The sequence below is a fragment of the uncultured Actinomyces sp. genome, assembly GCF_963526355.1.
Classification (GTDB): Bacteria; Actinomycetota; Actinomycetes; order Actinomycetales; family Actinomycetaceae; genus Actinomyces.
Window position 1 is genome coordinate 1 of record NZ_CAUROW010000035.1, and the last position, 21,931, is coordinate 21,931.

The 21,931-nt window shown below is 66.9% G+C and carries 15 protein-coding genes; 9 read left to right on the forward strand and 6 right to left on the reverse strand.

Annotated features, from left to right (window positions below):
* Positions 1-82: 82 nt before the first annotated feature.
* Positions 83-613: a carboxymuconolactone decarboxylase family protein gene (locus tag RWR81_RS08280; RefSeq protein ID WP_314456736.1), complete on the reverse strand. Its 531-nt coding sequence runs from the start codon at positions 611-613 to the stop codon at positions 83-85.
* A gap of 59 nt (positions 614-672) precedes the next feature.
* A complete protein-coding gene (locus RWR81_RS08285; protein ID WP_003780378.1) occupies positions 673-1,251 on the reverse strand; it encodes a peroxiredoxin in 579 nt (192 codons plus the stop codon).
* A 319-nt stretch (positions 1,252-1,570) separates the two neighbouring features.
* On the opposite strand from RWR81_RS08285, the gene RWR81_RS08290 reads away from it, so the two are divergent.
* From RWR81_RS08290 to RWR81_RS08315, 6 genes are all read left to right on the forward strand, one after another.
* A complete protein-coding gene (locus tag RWR81_RS08290; RefSeq protein WP_314456738.1) occupies positions 1,571-2,623 on the forward strand; it encodes an MsnO8 family LLM class oxidoreductase in 1,053 nt (350 codons plus the stop codon).
* A gap of 76 nt (positions 2,624-2,699) precedes the next feature.
* The gene (locus RWR81_RS08295; RefSeq protein ID WP_314456740.1) at positions 2,700-4,406 is read left to right on the forward strand and encodes a methyltransferase; all 1,707 of its coding nucleotides are present in this window, start codon (positions 2,700-2,702) and stop codon (positions 4,404-4,406) included.
* A gap of 388 nt (positions 4,407-4,794) precedes the next feature.
* On the forward strand, positions 4,795-8,970 hold the full coding sequence (locus RWR81_RS08300; RefSeq protein ID WP_314456742.1) for a SpaA isopeptide-forming pilin-related protein: 4,176 nt from the start codon (positions 4,795-4,797) through the stop codon (positions 8,968-8,970).
* Between the two features lie 88 nt (positions 8,971-9,058).
* Positions 9,059-10,669: a SpaH/EbpB family LPXTG-anchored major pilin gene (locus RWR81_RS08305; RefSeq protein WP_314456744.1), complete on the forward strand. Its 1,611-nt coding sequence runs from the start codon at positions 9,059-9,061 to the stop codon at positions 10,667-10,669.
* 170 nt (positions 10,670-10,839) lie between these two features.
* Complete coding sequence (locus tag RWR81_RS08310) at positions 10,840-12,126, forward strand: class C sortase (protein ID WP_314456746.1); 1,287 nt, start codon at positions 10,840-10,842, stop codon at positions 12,124-12,126.
* 68 nt (positions 12,127-12,194) lie between these two features.
* Complete coding sequence (locus RWR81_RS08315; protein ID WP_314456748.1) at positions 12,195-13,175, forward strand: phosphatase PAP2 family protein; 981 nt, start codon at positions 12,195-12,197, stop codon at positions 13,173-13,175.
* Positions 13,176-13,209: 34 nt separating this feature from the next.
* Here RWR81_RS08315 and RWR81_RS08320 read toward each other — a convergent pair whose 3' ends face one another.
* The gene (locus RWR81_RS08320) at positions 13,210-14,913 is read right to left on the reverse strand and encodes a HAMP domain-containing sensor histidine kinase (protein ID WP_314456750.1); all 1,704 of its coding nucleotides are present in this window, start codon (positions 14,911-14,913) and stop codon (positions 13,210-13,212) included.
* A 10-nt stretch (positions 14,914-14,923) separates the two neighbouring features.
* The gene (locus tag RWR81_RS08325) at positions 14,924-15,670 is read right to left on the reverse strand and encodes a response regulator transcription factor (protein WP_314456751.1); all 747 of its coding nucleotides are present in this window, start codon (positions 15,668-15,670) and stop codon (positions 14,924-14,926) included.
* A gap of 288 nt (positions 15,671-15,958) precedes the next feature.
* Between RWR81_RS08325 and RWR81_RS08330 the strand changes: the two genes are divergently transcribed.
* Together RWR81_RS08330 and RWR81_RS08335 are read left to right on the forward strand one after the other, a co-directional pair.
* Positions 15,959-17,308, forward strand: a complete 1,350-nt coding sequence (locus RWR81_RS08330) for a diguanylate cyclase (protein ID WP_314456753.1) — start codon at positions 15,959-15,961, stop codon at positions 17,306-17,308.
* A gap of 169 nt (positions 17,309-17,477) precedes the next feature.
* Positions 17,478-18,812 carry a PAS domain S-box protein gene (locus RWR81_RS08335; protein ID WP_314456754.1) on the forward strand — a complete coding sequence of 445 codons (1,335 nt, stop codon included), beginning with the start codon at positions 17,478-17,480 and terminating at the stop codon, positions 18,810-18,812.
* 186 nt (positions 18,813-18,998) lie between these two features.
* Here the strand turns inward: RWR81_RS08335 and RWR81_RS08340 are convergent, their stop codons facing one another.
* Together RWR81_RS08340 and RWR81_RS08345 are read right to left on the reverse strand one after the other, a co-directional pair.
* On the reverse strand, positions 18,999-19,148 hold the full coding sequence (locus tag RWR81_RS08340) for a hypothetical protein (protein ID WP_314456756.1): 150 nt from the start codon (positions 19,146-19,148) through the stop codon (positions 18,999-19,001).
* 37 nt (positions 19,149-19,185) lie between these two features.
* A complete protein-coding gene (locus RWR81_RS08345) occupies positions 19,186-19,356 on the reverse strand; it encodes a hypothetical protein (RefSeq protein WP_314456758.1) in 171 nt (56 codons plus the stop codon).
* A gap of 1,988 nt (positions 19,357-21,344) precedes the next feature.
* Between RWR81_RS08345 and RWR81_RS08350 the strand changes: the two genes are divergently transcribed.
* Positions 21,345-21,725 (forward strand): hypothetical protein, encoded by a 381-nt coding sequence (locus RWR81_RS08350; RefSeq protein ID WP_314456760.1) that lies wholly within the window; start codon positions 21,345-21,347, stop codon positions 21,723-21,725.
* Positions 21,726-21,931: the final 206 nt, after the last annotated feature.

The window sequence follows — 21,931 nt, forward strand, 5'->3', positions numbered from 1 at the left end:
CACGCCCTAAGCGGGCGGGCCGCCGTCCCCCGCGGGTCTGCCGGCGGCCGCCGTCGTGTCGGTCGGGATCGTCAGTCCGGGATCAGTCGAGGGTCTCGACGACGCCGATCGCCTGAGCCACGCCGGTCAGGGTGGCGGCGATGCGCACGGCCTCCCAGACCTGCTCGGTGCTCAGGCCCTCGCCGCGCACCGTGGCCTCGTGGGCAGTCACGCACTTCTCACAGCCGTTGATGGTGGACACCGCCAGGCTCCACAGCTCGAAGTCGATCTTCTCCACACCGCCGGAGGTTCCGATGATGTTCATGCGCAGGCCCATGCGCTCGTTCTCGTAGGCCGATCCCAGGAAGTGGCGCGTGCGGTAGGCGACGTTGTTCATCGCCATGATGGAGGCGGCACCCAGGGCGGCGTTGACGGCCTCCTCGGACAGGTGGGCGCGCGCGTCCTCCATGACCTGGACCAGGACGGACTCGTTGCGGGTCGCGGCGGCCGCGGCCACGAAGACGCCCCACTGCTGCTGCTCGGTCAACGTGGAGGAGCGGGACAGGGTGGACAGGTTCAGGGAGAGGTCCTTGGCCCACTCGGGCAGGGCGGAGCGCAGGTTGTCGATGCTCATGTGATCTCGTTTCGTCGTCGTGCGGGTGGTGGGTGAGGGGGCGGGGTCGCCTGCGCCCGTCAGCTCATCTGGCCCAGGGCGTCGATGGTGGCGGCGCCGGCCTGCCAGTTGCAGGCGCACAGCTCGTCGGACTGGAGGGCGTCGAGCTGGCGCAGGACCTCCTCGGTGTTGCGGCCCACGGAGTCGGCTGTCACGGAGACGGACTGGATGACGTTGTGGGGGTCGATGATGAAGGTGGCGCGGTCGGCCTCACCGGTGGCGCGCTTGATGCCCAGGGCCTCGGTGAGCTCGCGGTTCAGGTCGCTGGCCATGGGGAAGGGCAGGTCCTGGAGCTTGTCGTGGCTGCGGCGCCAGGCGTAGTGGGTGTACTCGTTGTCCACCGAGACGCCCACGACCTCGCAGTCGCGGTCCTTGAAGTCCTGGTAGAGGTCGCCGAAGGCGGCGATCTCGGTGGGGCACACGAAGGTGAAGTCCTTGGGCCAGAAGAAGACGACGCGCCAGGTGCCGGCGGGAACCTGCGAGGAGACGGTGGTGAAGTAGTCCTCCGGCTTGCTGGCCTCAACCTCCTTGAGGTTGCCGGGGACGACGGCGGTGAGCTCGTAGGCGGGGAACTGGTCTCCGATGGTGAGAACGGCCATGGGTGCCTCCTGAATCATACGAATCGCGGTGCGAGTGGGTGCGGGCCTGCGCCGGCCTGTGCAGGGCCGGTGCCGGACGGCTCCGTCAGTCCAACCGTAAGATGCGAGGTCCATAAGCGCAACTAAAACTATTCCTATGTTTAGGCAGGTATATCTTATTTCGTGATATCGTGGTGACGTCGGCCGGTCCCGGCTGTGTGAGCCCACTGGGGCTCGGCCGTACCGGCGGCCGCGTGGGGCGGTCGCGCCCCCAGGGGGAATGAGCCGCCGGCCTCCGGTGTTGCTCCCACCACCGCCGAACACCAGGTCAGGAGAAGTCATGAGCACTCGCCTCAGCCGCCTCAGCGCTCTTGAGCAGGTTCCCCTGTTCGAAGGGGGCGATGTTCGCCAGACCCTGGAGGACCTCGTCATCCTGGGGCGCGGCCTGGAGGAGTCCGGCTACCACCGCCTCTGGCTGGCCGAGCACCACAGCACCGGTTCCTTCCTGTCGTCGGCGCCCGACCTGCTCATGATGCACGTCCTGGACGCCACCAGCGGCATCCGCGTGGGCTCGGGCGGCGTCATGGCCATGCACTACGGGTCGTTGCAGATGGCCGAGCGCTTCGCCACCTTGGCCTCTCTTCATCCGGGCCGCGTCGACATGGGGCTGGGCCGTGCTCCCGGCGGGGATATGCGCGCGGCGGGCGCCCTCAACCAGGGCCGCGTCATCGACCCCGACGCCATTAACTCCCTCATTGAGGAGACGGTCGCCCTCCTGCGCGACGACCTGCCGGCCTCTCACCATTACGCCTCCATCGAGGTGCACCCCGGCCCGACTGAGATGCCGGAGGTCTGGCTCCTGGGCTCCTCTGGCCAGTCGGCCGCCTGGGCCGGCGCCCACGACCTCAACTACGCCTACGCCCAGTTCTTCACCGGTCGCCAGCAGGTTGAGATCATGAACCACTACCGCGCCCACCTCCCCGACAACCCGAGGGCCCGGAGTGACGGCGCGCACCACCACGGCGGCAGCTCCGGCCACGACTCCATCCACGGGGGCCAGACGCTCTCCGCCCTGTGCGTCAGCGCGGCCGCCACTCGTGAGGAGGCCCGTGAGCAGGCCCTGGTGGCCGCCGACGCCCGCTTCAGCCTGCGCACCGGACGCCCCATGCGCTTCCGCGACCCGGCCACCCTCGACGCCGCCTACCGCGCCGAGGTCGAGCGCTACCTCGAGCGCGACACCGCCATCATCGTGGGCACCTACGACGAGGTCGCCCAGGCCCTGTCCTCCTTCGCCGAGAACCACGGCACCGAGGAGGTCATGCTCATCAGCTACATCGACGACGTCGAGGTCAAGACCCGACAGTACGCCGAGCTCGCCTCCCGGCTCCTGTGAGTCGGTGGGCGCTCCGCCGAGCCCTCCTGCGGCGGGGCGCCCGGTGCGGTCGGTGCTCCGCGCTACGGTCGGTTCCATGAGCCCCGCGAGCACCCGGTCCGCGTCCGAGCCGTCCTCGTCCTTCCCGCCCCCGGTTGTGACGCCCGAGCAGGCGGCGAGCCTGCGGGCGGACCTGCTCGAGGCCGGCTGGGGCGTGAAGGCGGTGGCCACGCTCCTGGGTGAGGCGGCCGACGCCGCCCTGCGCCGGGAGATCCGCCTGCCCGCCCTGCGCTCCGTGCGCGCCGCCCTGACCTCCGGGTCGGCACCTTCGCCCGTGGCCGTCCTGACCGCGCTGTTCATGCTCGGTGAGCCGGTTCCCGCCACGGCCCTCGACGTCGCCCTGACCCGCACCGGTGCCTCCGGCGCCGGCCGGATCGGCCTGGTCAGTGAGCCCGATGAGACCGGATGCGTCCGCGCACGCGTCGACCTGCGCCCCCACGAGGCCGTCGACGACGCCGGTGAGATCCGCTGGTGGGTGGCCTCCGACCTGGGTGAGCTCGTCACCGGCCGGGCCCTGGCCCCCGACCATGTCCTGGGCATCGGCGGTGCGGGCCTCACCCTGGCCGGCCTCACCCCGCGCACACCGGTGGCCACCGCCCTGGACCTGGGCTGCGGCTGCGGCATCCAGACCCTCTACCTGCTGCGCCACGCCGACCACGTCGTCGCCACCGACGTCTCCGAGCGCGCCCTGGCCTTCACCGCCTTCAACGCCGCCCTGGCCGGCGTGAGTGTCTCCGACGGCTCCGATGCCGGCTCCAGGGGCGGAGCCGGTCGGTTGGAGCTTCTGCGAGGCTCCCTCCTGGAGCCCGTGGCCGGTCGTCGCTTCGACCTCATCGTCTCCAATCCGCCCTTCGTCCTGACCCCGCCCGCCGTGCGCGAGGCCGGCCTGCCACTCATGGAGTATCGCGACGCCGGAGGCCCCGTCCTGCCCACCCTCGTCGCCGGGCTTGGCGAGCACCTCGAACCCGGGGGCAGCGCCGTCATGCTCGGCAACTGGGAGCACCGCCATACCTCCCTCGGAACCGGCGATATCCCCGACTCCGCCAATGATTTCGCTACTGACTCCACTACCGACTCTGGTGCCGTGGGCTCCTCCTGGCGCAACGCCGTCGCCACCTGGATCCCCGAAGGGCTCGATGGCTGGGTCATTGAGCGCGAGGTCCAGGACCCGGTCGAGTACGCCACTATGTGGTTGCGCGACGGTGGCCTGGCCCCCGAGCGTGATGCCGCCGGCTTCGACGCCGCCCTGGAGGCGTGGATCGGCGACTTCGAGGCGCGCGGCGTCCAGGGCGTCGGCTTCGGCTACCTCATCGTCCACCGCCCGCAGTGCCTCCGTGAGCCCTGGCGTCTCCTGGAGGAGGTGGCCACCTCCGGTCAGGGGGGCCTGGGGCGTCATGTCGCCGAGGTGCTGGAGGCCCGGGAGCGGCTCGCCGGTCTTGACGACGACGCCGTCGCCGACCTCCGTCCGGTGCTGGCCCCCGACGTCACCGAGGAGCGCCACCTCATCCCGGGCGCCGCCGAGCCCACAGTCATCCTGCTGCGCCAGGGAGGCGGGTTGGGGCGCACGATCCGGGCCTCGACTGCGGTGGCCGCCCTGGCCGGGGTCGCTGACGGCGAGCTGAGCGTGGGCCAGATCGCCTCCGCGGTCGTCGCACTGACCGGGGAGGACGCCATCGGACTGCGGGCGGAGATGGTTGAGGCGACCCGACACCTTATTGCCGTGGGCTTCCTCACTATCGGCTGAGAATTTCACGCCGAAAGAAGATCAAAAAGACATCGGCCTCCGGTGAGTGTGCGGTAGGTAAACTCTTTTTTGAGACCGACGGTTTATGTTCGCCGCCTCTTCTTAATTATCGTGACCTCCCCACCATCAATGATGCGCAACTGTGACGCGGGTTGATCGGCGGCATTTCGGAGGAAAGTGGTTGTGTCGCGCAATGATGCGCGATTGTTGTTTCCTGAGGGGCTTCTCGGGTGTCGGGACGGCTGTGAGAGTTCTACATTTCTCGGCAGTCAAGTTTGTCGTGCGCTCCCCGCGCCCCTGTTCCTCGTGATCGGAATCCATCGGCATGTCCCTGTCATCAATTCGTCCGCGGTGTGGGCGCCAAGGACTTCTGCGCAGATCCTTTGCGGTGGTCGGTTCTCTGGCCATCGTCCTGGTGACCATGGTGTCGCTCCCGTGGGCGACCCCTCCCGCGGGCGCCGCCACCGTCGACCTGGACGTTCCACTGGGGGGCACCTCAGTGCAGATCTCCCACGTGCGCAATACCGAGGGAGTCGACCCTATTACCGATAGGGACGGTGCCTCCGAGCGCTCGGCACTCCCGTGGGAGTGGGGCTCCAGTCGCTCCTGCATCCGCTACTCGCCCGCCGGCGGCGACTACTCCACCGACGTCGTCAAAGGGGGCAGCGGAGTCTATGCCGCTGTCGGCTACGGGCGGAAGGGACGCGGCGGGTGCCCGGACTACGAGGGCGGGCCTTCCTCGGGTAGCCAGTCCTCCCTGGGCTTCCAGCCCTCCAGCGCCACGTCCGTCAAAGTCGGCCAGGTGTTTCTTGTCGGGACGATGAGACATGTCAATCGTCCCGTCTACTCCGATATCAGCGAGGTCACTAATCCGGTCAGGCCGGAGGCGTTCTACTACGGGAGCTTTCATGTCCGGACGGCCGGAACGATCGAGGCGAACTTCCCCTGGGTGGAAAAAGATACGGCCAACAGCTGTACCGGAAAAATCGATTCCGACGGCAAGCTGATCATTGGAGAATATGGCAAGGAGGTGAAGGGGGTACAAACTTCTTACGCCTATGACCCCGAGGGGAATGTTGGGTCTTATGGTGGCGACTACGTCTATATGTACCAGAATAGCCGTCTAGTGCGGTTCGACGGATACATGAACCAGAGCTACACGGACAAGAACGGGCACAGCTGCGCGGATGACATCCTCGACATCAAGTCCGACCGCTCGGACACCGCCTGGACCGACCCGAACACCGGTATCAGGTACAAGCTGAAGCTCTGGGGCTTCGTCAACAACGGGAGCTCCGACAACTGTCAGTCCCAGTTGTCCAGGGCGGAGTCCGCAGGACTCGAGGAACGCTTTGTCACTCGCGAGCGGGCCAACTCCTACGGGTGCCTCTACGGTTCCCTGGAGCAGGAGCGTCCGGTCACCTTCGCCAACGATGTCACCGCGGATCCATCGAACCGAGGATCGTTGACGATTCCCTCATTCAACTATGTCAATGCATCCCCATCGGGAACCTACGGGGCAGGGAGCTGGGGAACCCCCAACGCCCTGACCCCCACCTGGGACGACGAGGCGGTCGACCCCTCCACCTACGCCCTGTTGGCCCCCAACGACGCCGCCACTGTTCAGGAGGCTGAGGCCTCACCGCAGGGCGCCGTCGACAGAATGGCCGGAGAGGTCCTCAGAACTGGATGGTTCCTGCGGGGGGTCACCTGCACCGTCGGCACCCAGGGGACTCCGCTGCTGCGCCGCGACGGGGTCACTCTCCTGGATCAGTCCGACTCGGTCGACCTTCAGCAACAGACCCTCCGTCTGGCCGAGCCCCAGTTCGCCGAGCACCGGGATGAAACGGCCATCAAGTGCGTCTGGCACAACGAGTATGTCATCGCGCCCGGGCGCCTGACCCTTGTCAACGTCGTCGACTCCGGCACTGCCGATCCCAACGAGTGGACCCTGTCGGCCACGCCCGCGGCCTCCGGACTCTTCGGGCAGAAGACCATCACCGGAGCCGGCGGCGCCGAGCAGGTCACTGGGATCAGCACCGCCGGCGGTACATACGCGCTGAGTGTGGGCTCCGGGCCGGCGGGCTACGCGCAGAACGGCCCCTGGACGTGCACCGACGGTGACGGCTCTGATGTCCCGGTCAACGGTGATGGGCAGCTCGTGCTGCCCGAGGGCGGCAACGTCACCTGCACCGTCCACCACCACAACAAGCCCGTTCAGACCCCGGTCAGCGCGGCCAAGATCGTCGACGGCGCCTCCGATGCCGCGACGGCCGGCTCCTACTGGCTGTCCTACACCTGCACACCGGGACCTGACGGTCAGGGCACCTCCACCGGAAGGATCTCGGTGGACGCCACGGGCAATGCCGTGGACCTGCCCGTCCAGAGCGTGGGGGCCACCTGCACCATCACCGAGGACGCCCATGATGCCAAGGGACTCAAGCAACCCGACTCGACCGCCGGTGGCTCGGTCAGCTGGAAGGACTCGGCCGCCTTCCAGGTGGTGACCATCAAGGACAGCACAGAGACCGAGGTCGCCTCGACCGGCATCGCCCCGACACAGGGCAACGCCGGGGGCGTCACCTTCACGGTGCCCGACTCCGCACAGGGTGGTGTCCGGGTCAAGGTCGTCGACTCCGTCGTCCCCCACGCCGGTATCGCCAAGACCTTCACCAAGGTCGACAAGAGCGCTGAGAAGGTTGATGGCAGGACCACCTTCGACCAGATCTACACGATCACGGTCACCAACCCCTCGGCCGAGGCTGCGCTCACCTATGACCTCAACGACGCCTGGCAGCTTCCCGACGGCGTCACGGTCCACAAGGTCAGCGTCTCCGGAGACGCCATCACCGGCACCGAGACGTCCGAGGCGGGCGTTCCCTACGCCAAGACCGGAGTCACGCTGCCTGCGGGTCAGAAGCACACCTACACGGTCGTGCTCAACGTCTCCGGCCCCGACGTCGGACTGCCCGGCATCCAGGGGACCTGCCGGCCCTCTGCGGCGGACCAGGGCAAGGCCGTCTACAACAAGGCCTCGGTGACCACGAAGGGAGACGAGCAGACCAAGGAGGCGGCCGCCTGCGGCAGCCTGCCCCCCGACCCCCGGTTCAAGGCCTCCAAGACCCCGCTCGACGTGGTCCGCAACGCCGACGGCACCTTCACTGCCAGCTACTCGGTGACGGTCTCCAACACCTCACTGGCCGCTGGCCCGGTGGCCGCCGACCTCACTGACACCCCGCAGATGCCCATGGGCGCCTACCTGAGCAAGGTGCGGGTGCTGGAGAAGGGCACCGACGCCCAGGGCGTCACCATCCCCGGGGTGAACGCCGGCACCGGGACCCTCGACGGCCCGATCACCCTCGCCCGGGCCGGCGCCGGCGAGACCCTTGCCGCTGCCCCTCGAGCCGGAGGTGAGGGAGGCAGACGCACCTTCACCGTCCAGGTGACCTTCACAGTTCGCGAGAACGCACCGGGCTTCTCCGAGTCCGACTTCCAGTGCGGCCACCTGCGCGCCGACGGCAGTCCTTCCGGGCTGATCAGCACCCTCGCCATGGAGGGTGACACCGACGGCGAGGAGAACAACCAGGCCTGCCTGTCGACCTCCGGCACGCTGAAGTTCTCCAAGGAGGTCGCCGTCCAAGCCGGCAACGGCTCCACCTTCGACGTCGTCTACACCGTGAGCGTCGTCAATGAGGGCTCACTGACCGCGGCCACCGGCCCCATCAACGACGCCCCGTCCTTCGCCCCCGGGCTGACGCCCACCGCTGTCAAGGTTCAGCGGGAGACGGGGCCGACCCGCTTGGTCACCCCGCAGGCCGACGGTTCCTACCGGCTGTCCGACAACGAGAACCTCTCCTCGGGAATGCGGATCCGCTACACAGTGACCTTCAGCGTCAAGATCGACCCGTCGGCGGCCGGCTACAGCGAGAACCTTCTGTCCTGCTCCGTGGAGAACGGCCGGCTCGTTCCCGGCCATGGCCTCTACAACAGGGTCGTCCCCGAGGCGGGCAAGGACTCCGACACCCGCTTGGACCACGACGTGGCCTGCACCAATGCCTCACCCGATGCCGATAAGCGCGTCCTGTCCATCGTCAAGACCGGCAGCCAAGGACCGCTGGACGACGCGACCTTCGCCATCTATCCGAAGAACCCCTCCGCCTGGGACGCCATGCCCCTGGACGGCGGCGTCACCTTCACCGGCGGCAAGGGGACCGGAACCTTCACCACGACGGCACTGGCCATCAACCGCGAGTACTGGCTGGTGGAGACCAAGGCCCCGGCCGGGCACCAGCTCATGGCCAGGCCCGTTCGCTTCAAGGTGACGCAGTCCGGCATCGAGCTCCTCAATCCCGCTCCCAATGGCTCGTCCCTGACCGTCTCGCGCAGTGGGGCCAGTAAGGCCGACGACACGATCACCGTCCGTGACGTCCAGATCGGCAGCCTGCCACTGTCCGGTGGAAGCGGCATCGGGATCAATGCCGCCGTCGCCATCACGGCCCTCATCGGCGCGGCCCTGCCGGCGCTGCGCTCCAGAAAGACTTCCTCACCCAGGCACGCCGCCTGAGCACGAGGAGAAAACCGACTCCACTGCGTCGCGCACGGGTCACCCCATATATCCCTCACCCATCCCATACCTATAGGAGATAAGAGCAATGCACTCCCTCACCATGCGCCGCCGCCTCAGCATCGCCGCTGCGATGGCCCTCTCCGCCGGCGCGCTCGCCGTACCGGCCGGTGCGGCACAACTCTTCGACCCGGATGCCCCCACCATTGGCTACGGCAGCAACACGTCACTGACCATCCACAAGTGCGAGCAGACCGATACCAACGGCGTCACGGAGGGGACCGGCAACGAGGATCCCACAGCCGAGTGCAAGCCGGTCTCCGACGTCGAGTTCACCATCACCAAGCTGAACGTCGACCTCACCACCAACGCCGGGTGGAAGACGCTGGCCGAGACCAAGGGCGACGTCTCCAAGGCCCGGGCCCTCACAGGGGGCCCCGCCCACACGGTCACCACTGGCGGTGACGGCCTGGCCTTCTTCGGCGCTGATAAGACCGAGGTCGGCGCCTACCTCGTCAGCGAGACGAGGACCCCTGCCCAGGTCATCCCGGCTGAGGACTTCGTCGTCACCCTGCCGATGACCAACCCGCAGGACACCACCAAGTGGAACTACGACGTCCACGTCTACCCCAAGAACACGGTCGACGGTGTGGACAAGAAGGTCGAGGACCAAAAGGCCGCCGGCTCCGGGCAGAACATCACCTACTCCATCACCACCTCCATCCCGAAGGTTGACACCGCCAATGGCGCCACTCTCAAGCGCTACCAGGTGATCGACCCGCTCGACTCCCGCATCAAATCCGATCTGGGGTCGCTCAAGCCGGTCGTTAAGATCATCAATCCCGAGACCCAGCTGGAGAAGGACACCGACTACACCCTGACGGTGGCGGCCAGCGCCACTCCCGGTGATGACCACCACTACCTGACGGTGACGATGACCCCGGCGGGGCTGGACAAGGTGGCGAAGGCCCGCACCGCCGGCACCGGTGAGACGAAGGTTCAGGTGACCCTCACCGCTGCCTTCGAGTCGGACGTCAACCTTGAGGGGGCTCTCTCCAACGTCGCCAGCCTCATCCCCAACGACAACCCCAATATGGTGTGGGACCCGGAGCACCCCACGAATAATGTCCCCGGTGTGCCCACCAAGCCCATCCTGTCCAAGTACGGCAAGGTGAAGGTCACCAAGACCGGTACGGATGACCTCGCGGACAAGACCAAGTACAACGGCGCCCAGTTCCAGGTCTACGAGTGCCTCAAGGCCGCGGGCGGCGGCATCCTCAAGGACGCCGACCCCAACAAGGCCGGCACGAACCCGCTGACCATCGGCGGTCAGGACACCTTCACCACCACCGGTCAGGGCGTGGTGGAGATCAGCTCGCTGCGCGCCAACGACTACGTCGACGGTGCTCAGAAGACCCAGCTGACCAATAACGACTACTACTGCCTCGTCGAGACCAAGGCGCCCGAGGGCTACAGCCTCCAGGCCGAACCGATCCCCTTCCGGGTCCTGGCCGCTGACGCCGAGGCGAAGACCCCGACCGAGGTGACCGTCACCGACGTGCCGAAGAACGCAGGCTTCCGCCTGCCCCTCACCGGTGCGAACGGCGTCATCTTCCTCACCGTCGCCGGTGCCTTCCTGGTGGCCGGTGGTGCTGTGGTCGCCTACGTCAACAAGCGTCGCAACGCCGCCAAGCACTGAGATCACCGCCTGCGTGGGGGAGACGGGGCATCTCGTCTCCCCCACGCGGGCAGCGCCGCGCCAGGCCTCCCGTCCTCCCGCTGGCCGCGGCCGCCCCAGCGGCTCCCCGCCCGACTCATGGGCGAGACCCCGCCGACATCCAGCCATCGAAGGAAAGGCACGGTTCCTCCGTGACAGCGCTACCGCCAACACGTCACCGCCGACTCTCCCGGCCCCCACTGACCTCTCCGACCGATGACGAGCCCGCAGGCTCCCAGGGCGACGATCCGCGCGAGCCTGACGCACCCGCCACGAGAACCGAGGATCCCAGGGCCGCCCAGGCCCCTGAGGTCCCCGGGTCCCTCAAGGGGGCGCGTCGGGCCTCCCGCCGCAGGGCGTTGCGCGAGCGCTTCCTGAACTGGCTGCCGCTGGTCCTGGTCCTGGTCGGCGTCGCCGTCCTCCTCTACCCGGTCATGGCGACCCAGCACAATAACGATGAGCAGCAGCGCCTCGCCAGCATGTACACCGCAGCCGTCAATGCCGCGGATCCCGACACCATCACCGCGAAGCGCGCCTCCGCCGAGGCCTACAACAACAGCCTGGAGGGTGCGCCGATCCTTGACCCCTGGCTCGAGTCACAGCGCCCCGACACCCCCCAGTACCAGGCCTACCTCCACGAGCTCGACATCGACACCGTCATGGCTCGCATCGTCGTCCCCTCCATCCATGTGAGCCTGCCGATCTACCACGGCACCGAGACACGGACCCTGGCCGATGGCGTTGGGCACCTGTTCGGAACCAGTCTGCCGATCGGCGGCCCCTCCACCCACGCCGTCCTGACCGGCCACACCGGCCTGCCCACCGCGACGATGTTCGACAACCTCACTCAGGTGAAGAAGGGCGACGCCTTCTACATCTCCTCCCTGGGACAGACCCTCAAGTACGAGGTCACCGACATCACGGTCGTCAAGCCCGAGGAGACCGACTCCCTGCGCAAGGTGCCCGGTCGCGACCTGGTCACACTCGTCACCTGCACGCCCTACGGCGTCAACTCCCACCGCCTCCTGGTGACCGGTGAGCGCGTCCCCATGGACCCCACGGCCGCCGCGGCCGAGGAGGCCGAGGCGCTACCCACTCCCATGCAGACCTGGATGAAGGTCATCGTCGTCGCCGTCGTCATCATCCTGGCGGTGGTCTTCGGAATCCTGGGGCGCCTGTGGTGGCTGCGCCGCCGCGCCCGCCTCGCCTCCGGCGCAGAGCGCGCCAAGGGCACTGACGACTCGACCGATACCGGCTTCCCGCGAGACGCTCAGGACACCCAGGACACCGCGGATAAGGTCGACGATGTCGGCGGCGTGGATCACTGGCCCGGTCGCCATCTCAGGGACGTAGCCGCTTCCCCCGCCGCCTGCACCGCCGACGTTGCCGGTGAGCCGTCGGACGATCCTCCCGTTGGTCCCCACCCCCGGGAGCCGTGAGCAGTCCCGCACAGGAATCGCGGCCATGTTCCTATTAGTCGGTGCACCCGAGAACCTAGGATCTGCCGGTGGTCTCCTTCCAGCTGCCGACATCCCGCACCCCGGGGCGCCCGTGCCTGTCCGGAGTCCTGCTGGCTCTGTCCTGCCTGGGGGCGACGATCGGCCTGTGGCTCCTCTTCGTCCTCACTCGCACCGGCCAGGTTCTTGAGGCCATGGCCCTGGAGGGCTCGGAGATCGGTTCACACTATGTGAACGATCATGCTCGCGCCCTGCTGTCCATGGTCTCGATGCCGGCGGCCGTCATCCTCGTGGTGACGATCCTGGTGGTGGGGCTGCTGCGACGCAGTCACCGCCGGGCGGTGTGGGCCGTCGTTGCCGTGGTGGGGGCGAACCTGTCCACCCAGATTCTCAAGTACCAGATCCTGTGGCGCCCCGACTTCGACATCTCCCAACGCTGGGACAACGCCAACACCCTGCCCTCCGGCCATACGACCATGGCGGCCTCCGCCGCCGTCGCGCTCATCCTGCTGTCCGGGCAGCGCTGGAGGGCGCTGTCGGCCTGGGCCGGTGCCCTGTTCGCCATCGCCATGGGGTACTCCACCCTCGTGTGCCAGTGGCACCGTCCCTCCGATGTCCTGGCGGGGATCCTGGTGCCTGTCACCTGGGGGGCGGTCGTCGTGGCCGCCGGAGCCTGGAGCCCCCCAGGGGCCTCGCCCCCGGACACCTGCGAAGAGGACTCCGATGAGACGTCCGAGCCGCTTGACGCGGGGCCGACGCCGGTGGCCGGCGTTCCCCGCCCGTGGAACCGGCGCGTCGGCAACGTCCTCATGGCCCTAGTGGGAATCGTGTGCACGCTGGGAGCGCTTGGCCTGGGGACATGGGTGTGGAGGAACCTGGGCGGCCCCGACACGCGCTGGCAGCTCTTCGGCGCCTACGCCTCCGGGTCGGTGGCCGTCGTCGGTGTCGCCTGCCTGGCGCTGTCCGCGCTCGCGTCCCTCACCGATCAGGGCCGCCTCCGGTACAGGCGCGGGCCCCGCAGCCGCGACTGACGGCCGCTCCCGGCTGAGATTTACATCACTAGACCTACTCCTCGACGACGGCGGCCGGGAGCCTGACGGTGAAGGTAGTCCCGTGGTCCTCGGGGGCGGTGGAGGAGTCGACCTCGATGCCGCCTCCGTGGGACTGGACGATCGCCAGGGCGATCGACATGCCCAGGCCCGTCGAACCGGTGCGCCGCTCGCGCGAGGAGTCCCCGCGGGCGAAGCGCTCGAAGAGCCGGTCGCGCACATCGGACGCGATGCCCGGGCCGTCGTCGTGGATGCGCACGATCAGGGCGTCGCCCTCGTGCGCCAGCGTCGTGGTCACGTGGCTTCCTGCGGGCGTGTGGACCCGGGCGTTGGCCAGGAGGTTGACGATGACCTGGCGCAGACGTGCCTCGTCACCGATGACCAGCGGTGGTTCGGGGAGGAACTCCTCGGCCTCCTCCTGCGTGGCGTCAGCCGGGGGCTCGAGGACGTCCAGGTCCAGCCGCCAGTCGTGGTCCGGCCCGGCGGCGCGGGCATCGGCCACTGTGTCCACCAAGAGCCCGACCAGGTCCACCTCCTCACGGCGCAGCTCACGTCCGGCGTCCAATCGCGCCAGCAGCAGCAGGTCCTCCACGAGCGCTGTCATCCGCACCGACTCGGAGTGCACGCGCTCCAGGGCGTAGGTGGCCTCCTCCGGCAGGTCGGCGTCGGCCCCCTCGCGGCGGATGAGTTCGGTGTATCCGCGGATCGAGGCCAGTGGTGTGCGCAGCTCGTGGGAGGCATCGGCCACGAACTGACGCACCTGTGTCTCGGAGCGCTGCCGGACGGCCAGGGCGGACTCCACATGCCCGAGCAGCGTGTTGAGGGCACCGCCGACCTGCCCCACCTCGGCCGAGGAGTCCAGGTCCGCCTCGACCACGCGGTCCTCGATGCTCACCTCGCCGCGCTCCAGCGGCTGGGAGGCCACGCGGTGCGCGGTGCGGGCCACCCGCTCCAGAGGTGCGAGCGAGGAACGCACCATGGCCCGCCCGACCAGGGCAACTACCAGGGCGCCCACCGCTGCGACGGCCAGCTCGATGAGCAGCTGGGTACGGATGAGCGCCTTGTCCGCTTCCAGGGAGAGCCCGGTGATGACGGTGTCGCCCGAGGCGGCGTCGCGCGAGGCCATCACCCGGTAGTCGCCCAGGTGGTGCAGATGGACGGTGACGGGGTGGTCCCGGGTGGTCTCGGACAGCAGGAGCTGGCAGTCCTCCCGGGAGATGGCCGCGTAGTGGCCGTCCTTGTCGATGTAGGCGGCCGCCTCGCCACTGGAGCCCGACGACGCCGGGGCGATGAGCGTCAGGGTGCCGGTGGACTGCCCGGCGGCATCGAGGCCGGGAGGAACCCCTTGCGTGTCGGGGCCGGCCCCGCCGTTGTGGCCGTCCTGGTTCTCCTGCCCGCCCTGGGTCTCCTGGGCCTGAGCGTTCTTGGCCTCCTGCGTCAGGTCGTGGCGCTTGTCGGCGGCTCGCTGGGCGGCCGCTCTCAGCTGGCCGTCCGTTCGCGCCCTGAGGGTGTGGCGCAGGCTGACAGTGGAGAAGGCACTCATGACCGCCGCCATGACCAGGACCAGCCCGAGCACTCCGGCCACCAGGCGGGTGCGCAGGCTGCGGGGACGATTCAGGGGCGGGGTGGGCCACCGGGAACCGTGGCTGGTCCGCCGACCGGGCGGCCTATCGGCGGGTGCGCCGACCGCTGCTGAGGGCGTGGGCGGCTGCGTCGACATCGCTGTGCCGTCAGCCGCGGTCGTCGGCGCCGGCGACCGGCTTGAGGACATAGCCGACACCACGCATCGTGTGGATCATGGGCTCGCGGCCCTTGTCGATCTTGCGGCGCAGGTAGGAGATGTAGAGCTCGACGATGTTGGCCTGCCCACCGAAGTCGTAGTTCCACACCCGGTCCAGGATCTGCGGCTTGGACAGAACCCGGCGGGGGTTGCGCATGAGATAGCGCAGCAGCTCGAACTCGGTGGCGGTCAGCTGGATCTCGTCCTCGCCGCGCCAGACCTCGTGGGAGTCCTCGTCCATGCGCAGGTCGCCGACCTCCAGCAGGGAGGCGGGCCTCTCCTCGCTGGCCCCCGAGCGGCGCAGCAGGGCGCGCAGGCGGGCCACGACCTCCTCCAGGGAGAAGGGCTTGGTGACGTAGTCGTCGCCGCCGGCGGTCAGGCCCGCGACCCGGTCCTCGACAGCGTCCTTGGCCGTCAGGAACAGGACCGGGACGTTCGGGCTGTGGCCGCGCACGCGGCGCATGACCTCCAGGCCGTCGAAGTCGGGCAGCATGATGTCCAGGACGATGACGTCGGGGTCGATCTCCTGGGCGGATCGGACCGCGGCGATCCCGGTCCCGGCGGTTGTGACCTCCCAGCCCTCGTAACGCAGGGCGGAGGCGAGCAGGTCGGCGAGCATCTGCTCGTCGTCGACCACCAGGACGCGCAAGGGGGAACCGTCGGCGCGGGTGAGGTTCTCGGTGGGGGAGCTAGTCACATCGCCTATTCAACAGGAAGGCGCTGTGCTCTACCACAGTGCAACCTGTGTCTCGACTGTGTTACTCATCTGAGACTCAACGGCTACCCAGAGAGGGGAGTGCTGTGACATGCTTATGCGGTCGTGCGTCCCGGTTGTTGTTCCCCACATCCGTGTGCACTCAAGACGTTACTTCGTAGCGTAGTCGCACAAAGGGCGGCTCAGTGGTATCTCAGTCGCCTCCCTATCTAGCGTGTCGCGGCCGGTCATCCGGCGGTGACCGATTCCCCCTACCACAGCAGGAGAGTCATGGAATACGTCGATGGCAACGAGCGCCGCTTCGGTGCCGAGGACCTGTTCTTCTCGACGACGGACACCAAAGGCGTCATTCGCAGGACGAACCGTGTGTTCGATTCGTTGTCCCGTTACACTACCGAAGAACTCGTCGGCTCTCCACACAACATCATTCGGCACGACGACATGCCCGCCGGCGCTTTCAAGCTCGTGTGGGATGAGCTGCAGCAGGGACGCTCGTCGTGCATCTACGTGCTCAACCGGGCCAAGGACGGCCTGGACTACTGGGTCTTCGCGACGATGGTTCCATTGGCGGACGGTTATCTGTCCGTGCGCGTGCGCCCGACCAACCACGCCATGTTCACTCCCGTCAAGGAGATCTACTCCCGGGTACGGGCCGCGGAGCGCGCCTACGCCGAGGAGGGGCACGGGGGTCGGGAGGTTGCCGAGCACGGGGCAGCGCTGCTGATCAAGGAGCTGGCCGAGCTTCAATACCATGACCTGCACAACTTCGCCCGGGCTGCGCTCCCGCGCGAGCTGGCCCTGCTGGTGGTCGAGGGGGTTCGGGTGCCGCCGCGCGCCGAGTCCGACAGTCCCATGTTCGCCGTCCTCCAGGCCGTCGCCGCGATTGAACGGGACACCGATGAGCTCATCTACCAGCTGGGGGAGTATCAGGAGCTCATCAATGGGTTGGGCTCCTGGGCCGGCGGGGTGCGCTCGGTCATCAACCGGGCCAACCGCGTGGGCCTCCTCATGGGGGAGGTGACCAGCCCCGACGGCGAGTCCTCCGTCCCCACCGTCTCCGAGCGCGTCAAGGAGCGCAGCGCCCAGGCCGTCGAGGTGCTCCGTCAGCTCAACTCCTCCCTGGTGGCGCTCTACGAGGCGGCCTCGGAGGTGCGCTTCCGCAGCTCGATGATGCGTCTGCACACGCTGATGGCCGGTATCTTCGCCGCAGCCGTCCTGGACGGGGAGGAGGGATCCGCCGATGCCATCGGCGATCTCGCCGAGGCGATGCTCTCCGACCTGGAGTCCCTGGTGCCCTCCTGCCAGGAGGCCGCGGACCTGGCCGAGCGCCTGGAGGGTGACCTGCGCGGTGTGGTCAGCAACCTCGACCGCGTCAAGCGACCCTTCCAACGCTGGATCCGGGCGCTTCAGGACGAGGGCGCCCAGGCGTTGGTCGACGACGTCGACGCCGAGGCCGTCCTGCAGGAGGCCGTCGCCGTGGGTGAGCAGGGCTTCCCGGAAACGGCTTCCCTGGCCGAGTTGGCTGCCAAGGCTCGCGGCGTCGTCGTCACCCTGGATGAGTCGGTCATCCGTGAGCGGGTGGCGACGGTTCGTCAGACCCTGAGCCAACTGGGAGCGTAGTTAGCAAAAATCTACAAGATAAGTCCCAACTTACTGGTGACAATGTCATAAACACTCTTCCGCGGGCCCGCGCGTGTCACTAAGGTTTTTCTGGCACTGTGCGAGGAGCTAAGGAAATGATCCTCGACGAGGTGCTCCCGCGAACCATCTACCATGAAGGAGAGCACCCATGGAATCGCAAGTCGGGTACGAGCGTTTGTTTGAGCCGCAGGACATCTTCTTTTCCACCACGGATCTGAAAGGTGTTCTGCAGAACACCAATAGGACATTCGATACGCTGTCTCGCTACTCGCGCGAACGACTCATCGGGTCCCCCCACAACATCATTCGGCACCTGGATATGCCGGCCGGTTTCTTCCGCTTGATATGGGACGATTTGCAGTCCCAGCGCCCTGTCTGCGGTTATATCACCAACCGCGCGGTAGACGGCCTGGATTACCGGGTGTTCGCCACGATCGTGCCTTTGCGTCAGGGGTATCTGTCGGTGCGGATTAAGCCGATGGACGGTGTGACCCGGGGCAAGGTCGAGGAGGCCTATCGCCGGGTGCGCGCTAAGGAACGCGACCTTCAGGCCCGGGGGGCGTCTCGCCACCAGCTCGGTGAGTTCGGCGGCCGGGAGCTTACCGGTGAGTTCCAGGCGCTGGGATTCTCCTCCCTGCACGACATGACGCTGGCAACTCTGCCTCGCGAGGTGGCCTTACTGGTCGCCGCCGGAGTACGCGTTCCCGCGGTCGCTCCCGAGAGCCTGGGGGCGGTGGCGCGCATCCTTAACACGGTGGCCGCCATGGAGAAGGACACCAACGCCCTGGTCTTCGAGCTTGATGAGTATCTGCGTCTCATCACCACCATGGAGGCCGCCCATGACTCGGCCCGGGCGGTCGAGATGCGGGTGGGGCGCATCGGCCAGCTGGTCTCCCACGACACGGGCAACGGCACCCAGACCAAGGCGCAGGCTCTTGCCGAGCGTATCTCCGAGCTCACCGGCGCCGCAGGCGCTGAGCTGACCGGTCTGCCCTCGCGCCTGCAGGTCCTGCACCAGTCGGTCACCGAGCTGCGCTTCTCCGTTGCCCTCATGCGTCTGCTCACTCTCATGGTGGGACGCTTCGCCCAGTCCATCCTCGATGGCAGTGAGGTGGACGCCATGCACTCCCTCATGGACCTGTGTGAGGGCCTCGAGTCCGGGATCCGTGGGCTGGAGCCCGTGCTGCGGGCTGTGAGCACCCAGGTCTCTCAGCTCAACGATGCTCTGCGCACGGTCACCTCCAGCCTGGACCGCGCCGCTCGGCGCCTGGGCCAGTGGGTGGACCTGCGCGGTGGCGGGGCCGGCTCGTCGGGGTCCCCGACCGTCGATGAGGTCGCCCAGCTCGTCTCACGGGGTTTCCCGGAGGTCCGTTCCCTGGCCGAGTTGGCGGCCGAGTGCCGCGGCCTGCACCTGCCCTACGACGAGAGCGTTGCGACCCATCGTCTGGCTGCTGTGCGCAGCGCCCTGGCCGAGCTCATCTGAGGCCAGCGGACCGAGCGTTCGCCGTGCTGTACCGCCCGTGAAGGGGCGTGCAGCACGCGTTCGTCTCTCTGCCCCGACTCATGACGCTTGCGCACATCCCGCTCGCTCCTTGAGTTTTCCTGGGGATGGTGGTGTTGATGAGCCGGCCGTCGGTGAAGGTCTCCCCTGCCCAGTGGAAGTGGGCCTTCAGGTCGCCGGGGCGCGGGTGGTGTAGGCGCCGACGATGAACCGCAGCCTCGCCTCGTCCAGCGCTGTCAGGTTGGTAGTCGAGAGCATGCCGGCCCCAGCGACGATGACGAGCTCCTCGATGCCGTGAGCGGCCTGGAAGGCCTCCATGACGGGGATGATCGTGGTGGTCTCGGCCCGATTGCGCTCAAACGCGAAGAGCCGGCCATGCGGAAGGAGCCTTGATGGTGAAGGGCTCGGGTCCTCTGTTTTCCCAGGGCACCGTGGTCCACGCCGTAGGGTCGGTCACGGGCTCGCGTGCCACCGCATACTGCTCGTAGGAGCCGTCCTCGTGAGTAATGTGGATCTCAATGGTCATCGCCCCGGTTGATCCGCCGCACTGGATATATGTCGCCCGCGCCGGGGACGAACGAGGAACATCGTCAACATGTATTGCTCCCTCAGGTAGTGCTCAGACTAATATGGAAAAGTGCTTCACGTCATCCATGAACTTTGGGCTGGATACGCGTCGGTCTACTCGACTGGTGAACTCCTGTGGAGTTTACGGAAGAAAGAAAGTTTCAACTAGCCCATTTTTGCCATTTGTTTCGTAGGCAAAGCGTCTCTTTGTCGTTTCTCAACTCTCTTCATTTGAACCTCTGTGATTTCGATGGTGCGTCCGTCGTTCAGCCTGATTCGGGCAAGGTTGTTTGGTGGCAGCATGCTGTCAGCGGTTCGCTGGGTGCCATGATATGGGGACTGGCCGCTCTTGACCTCCAGGCCGACCTGGGTCGTCCTCTCGTTGGATGAACCGGTCGTAGTAGCGTCCCTGCGGTGCTCCATCAATATGCGCAAGACGCTTGTTCTACTGACCTCTCTGAGGCTTATTCATAGGGGTGTTTAGGGTGTTTTATCGATAATTGCGAGTTATCGGTGTGAATACGGCTCTTTTTCTCGTTGGAATACCGTCTGAAAGTCGAGGTGATTCCGGTTCGGGTCGGCCATCCGACCGGGTTGCTGACGACCATGGACTCATCGCGCAGCCGGTGAGACTCCCGCCCCCAGGGCCAGATTCTGCCCAGTCCACCGCACCGCGATGAAGAGTTCCGGACGCACCGCCGCGTCAGCCTGCGCCGCAACGCCATCGACCCTGCCGAGCGGACCCTTCCCCCTCTGGCGGGACCGCAGCTCACCATGCGGCTGAGGGCATTTTGCGCGGTCGGGTGCATCCTCTGCCGAACGGTGGCATGTCGCGCGTACGGGAACAGGAACCCTGTCCCCGTACGCGCGAGATGTCCCCGACCACGAGAAAATGTCGCCGACGGCGTCGAACGTCCTCATCTGTAATCCCAATCAGCGCCACCAGCGCTCACCTTGCCGGCTGGGACGCCACCCCCATGCCGCAAGAAGGACTATGAGGGCTATTCACAGACACGTCAATCAGCCACGTTTGCCCAGGTCAGGGGCTGCTCGTCTCGCCCCGTGGATAAGCCTCGCTATTTTCATGTGCCCGACACCGCCAGTAGCCCCATACCGTTGCCAGCGTCAGCGGCCCCCAGAGTAGAATAGGCAGGTAACACCACAGCATGACAGCCAGTGCCCAGTTGTGGATCAGGCCAGCGTCAGGTCGGTGCCCAAGCGCGACATGTGCGACCATCTGTACATTGAAGATCCAAATCAAAGCCAGTGAGCCAACAGCGCCGAGGAGCACTGGCAGCCTGGCGGGTATGCGCCACTGCCCGAGGTGCTCACCCCACGGCCGTATAAGTCCTACGGCCAGATAGCCGCACGTCACCTGCACTATGCTCAACCCAAAGACGTAGACGTATCCGAGTGTGGGTTCGCCAGCAAGCTGGAAGGTGCGGAAATCGGCTGTTCCAGGCATGAATCCAACAATCATGAGCACACGCCAGACGCTTGACGGCAGGGTGGCGAAAAATGCACTCCACGCGCACAGACGCATCCAGCTCGGCCGGTTTGGATCAGCGTCCCTCGGTGGCATGATGTCATGCTTATTCATGGGGTGAGACCTATTCATACGTGTGTTTAGGGTGTTTTATCGGTAATTGCGTGTCGCTGAGCAAGGTGGAGACTCGTTCCTGAGAGAATCTTTGGTGATCAAACCAATTCAACCAGAAAACGAGCCGCCACCATGAATAGTAGCACGAGAATCCCCCGCAGCGAGGTTGTGGACCTGTGCGAGACGATGAGGGTTATTCGCAGCCACGACGACCGCTTGCCTCGCCCTGTGAATAAGCCTCGATTTACCACATTACTCCTTGCCAGTGTTCGGGTCCAGGGTGCTGGGCCTGTTCCTGTGCGTGCGCCTGACCCTGATCCCGGCTGAGGCGCAACCCGTGCCAGGAGCTGCTCGCCGAGCTCTACGGCGTCTGGCAGTCCACCGCCTCAAGAGTCATCGCCGCCTACACGCCCCTGATCGCCGCCGCCCTCGACGACCAGGTACCGGTCGTGAAGGACCGGGACCCCGTGGCCCAGCACTTGGTTCGTCGAGGACTCGCCTCACCCCTCGACGACGGACGTCGCGACTACAGTCCGCGAGGCTTACGGTACGTTCGCGAGCCCTTGAGCGCTCTGGGGTCCGACAGGCTTTCGCAACAGGCCCTAGTGCGGGTCTTGGCAACCACTCCTTGTGGGACGGTCAGAGAGGGTGAGACGAAAGTCGTCTTCCGCGTCCGGTCCGGGTGGGAAAGGGCGAGCGGTGCGTTACAGTCGGCCGGGAGCCGGTGAGAACCGCCTCCCCTGCCACGCGCACCCCGTCAGGAGTCCCGGTCTCCCGGATCATCATGATCGCGCGGAGATCGCCCGGCCCCGCCGGCGTCGCGAACCATCCGCAGACCCGTCAGGCGCGGTCATCCGCGCACCGCCCGTGAGGAAGGCCTTACGTGTCCACCAAGCTCGTCATCGTGGAGTCCCCCAACAAGGTGCGCTCCATC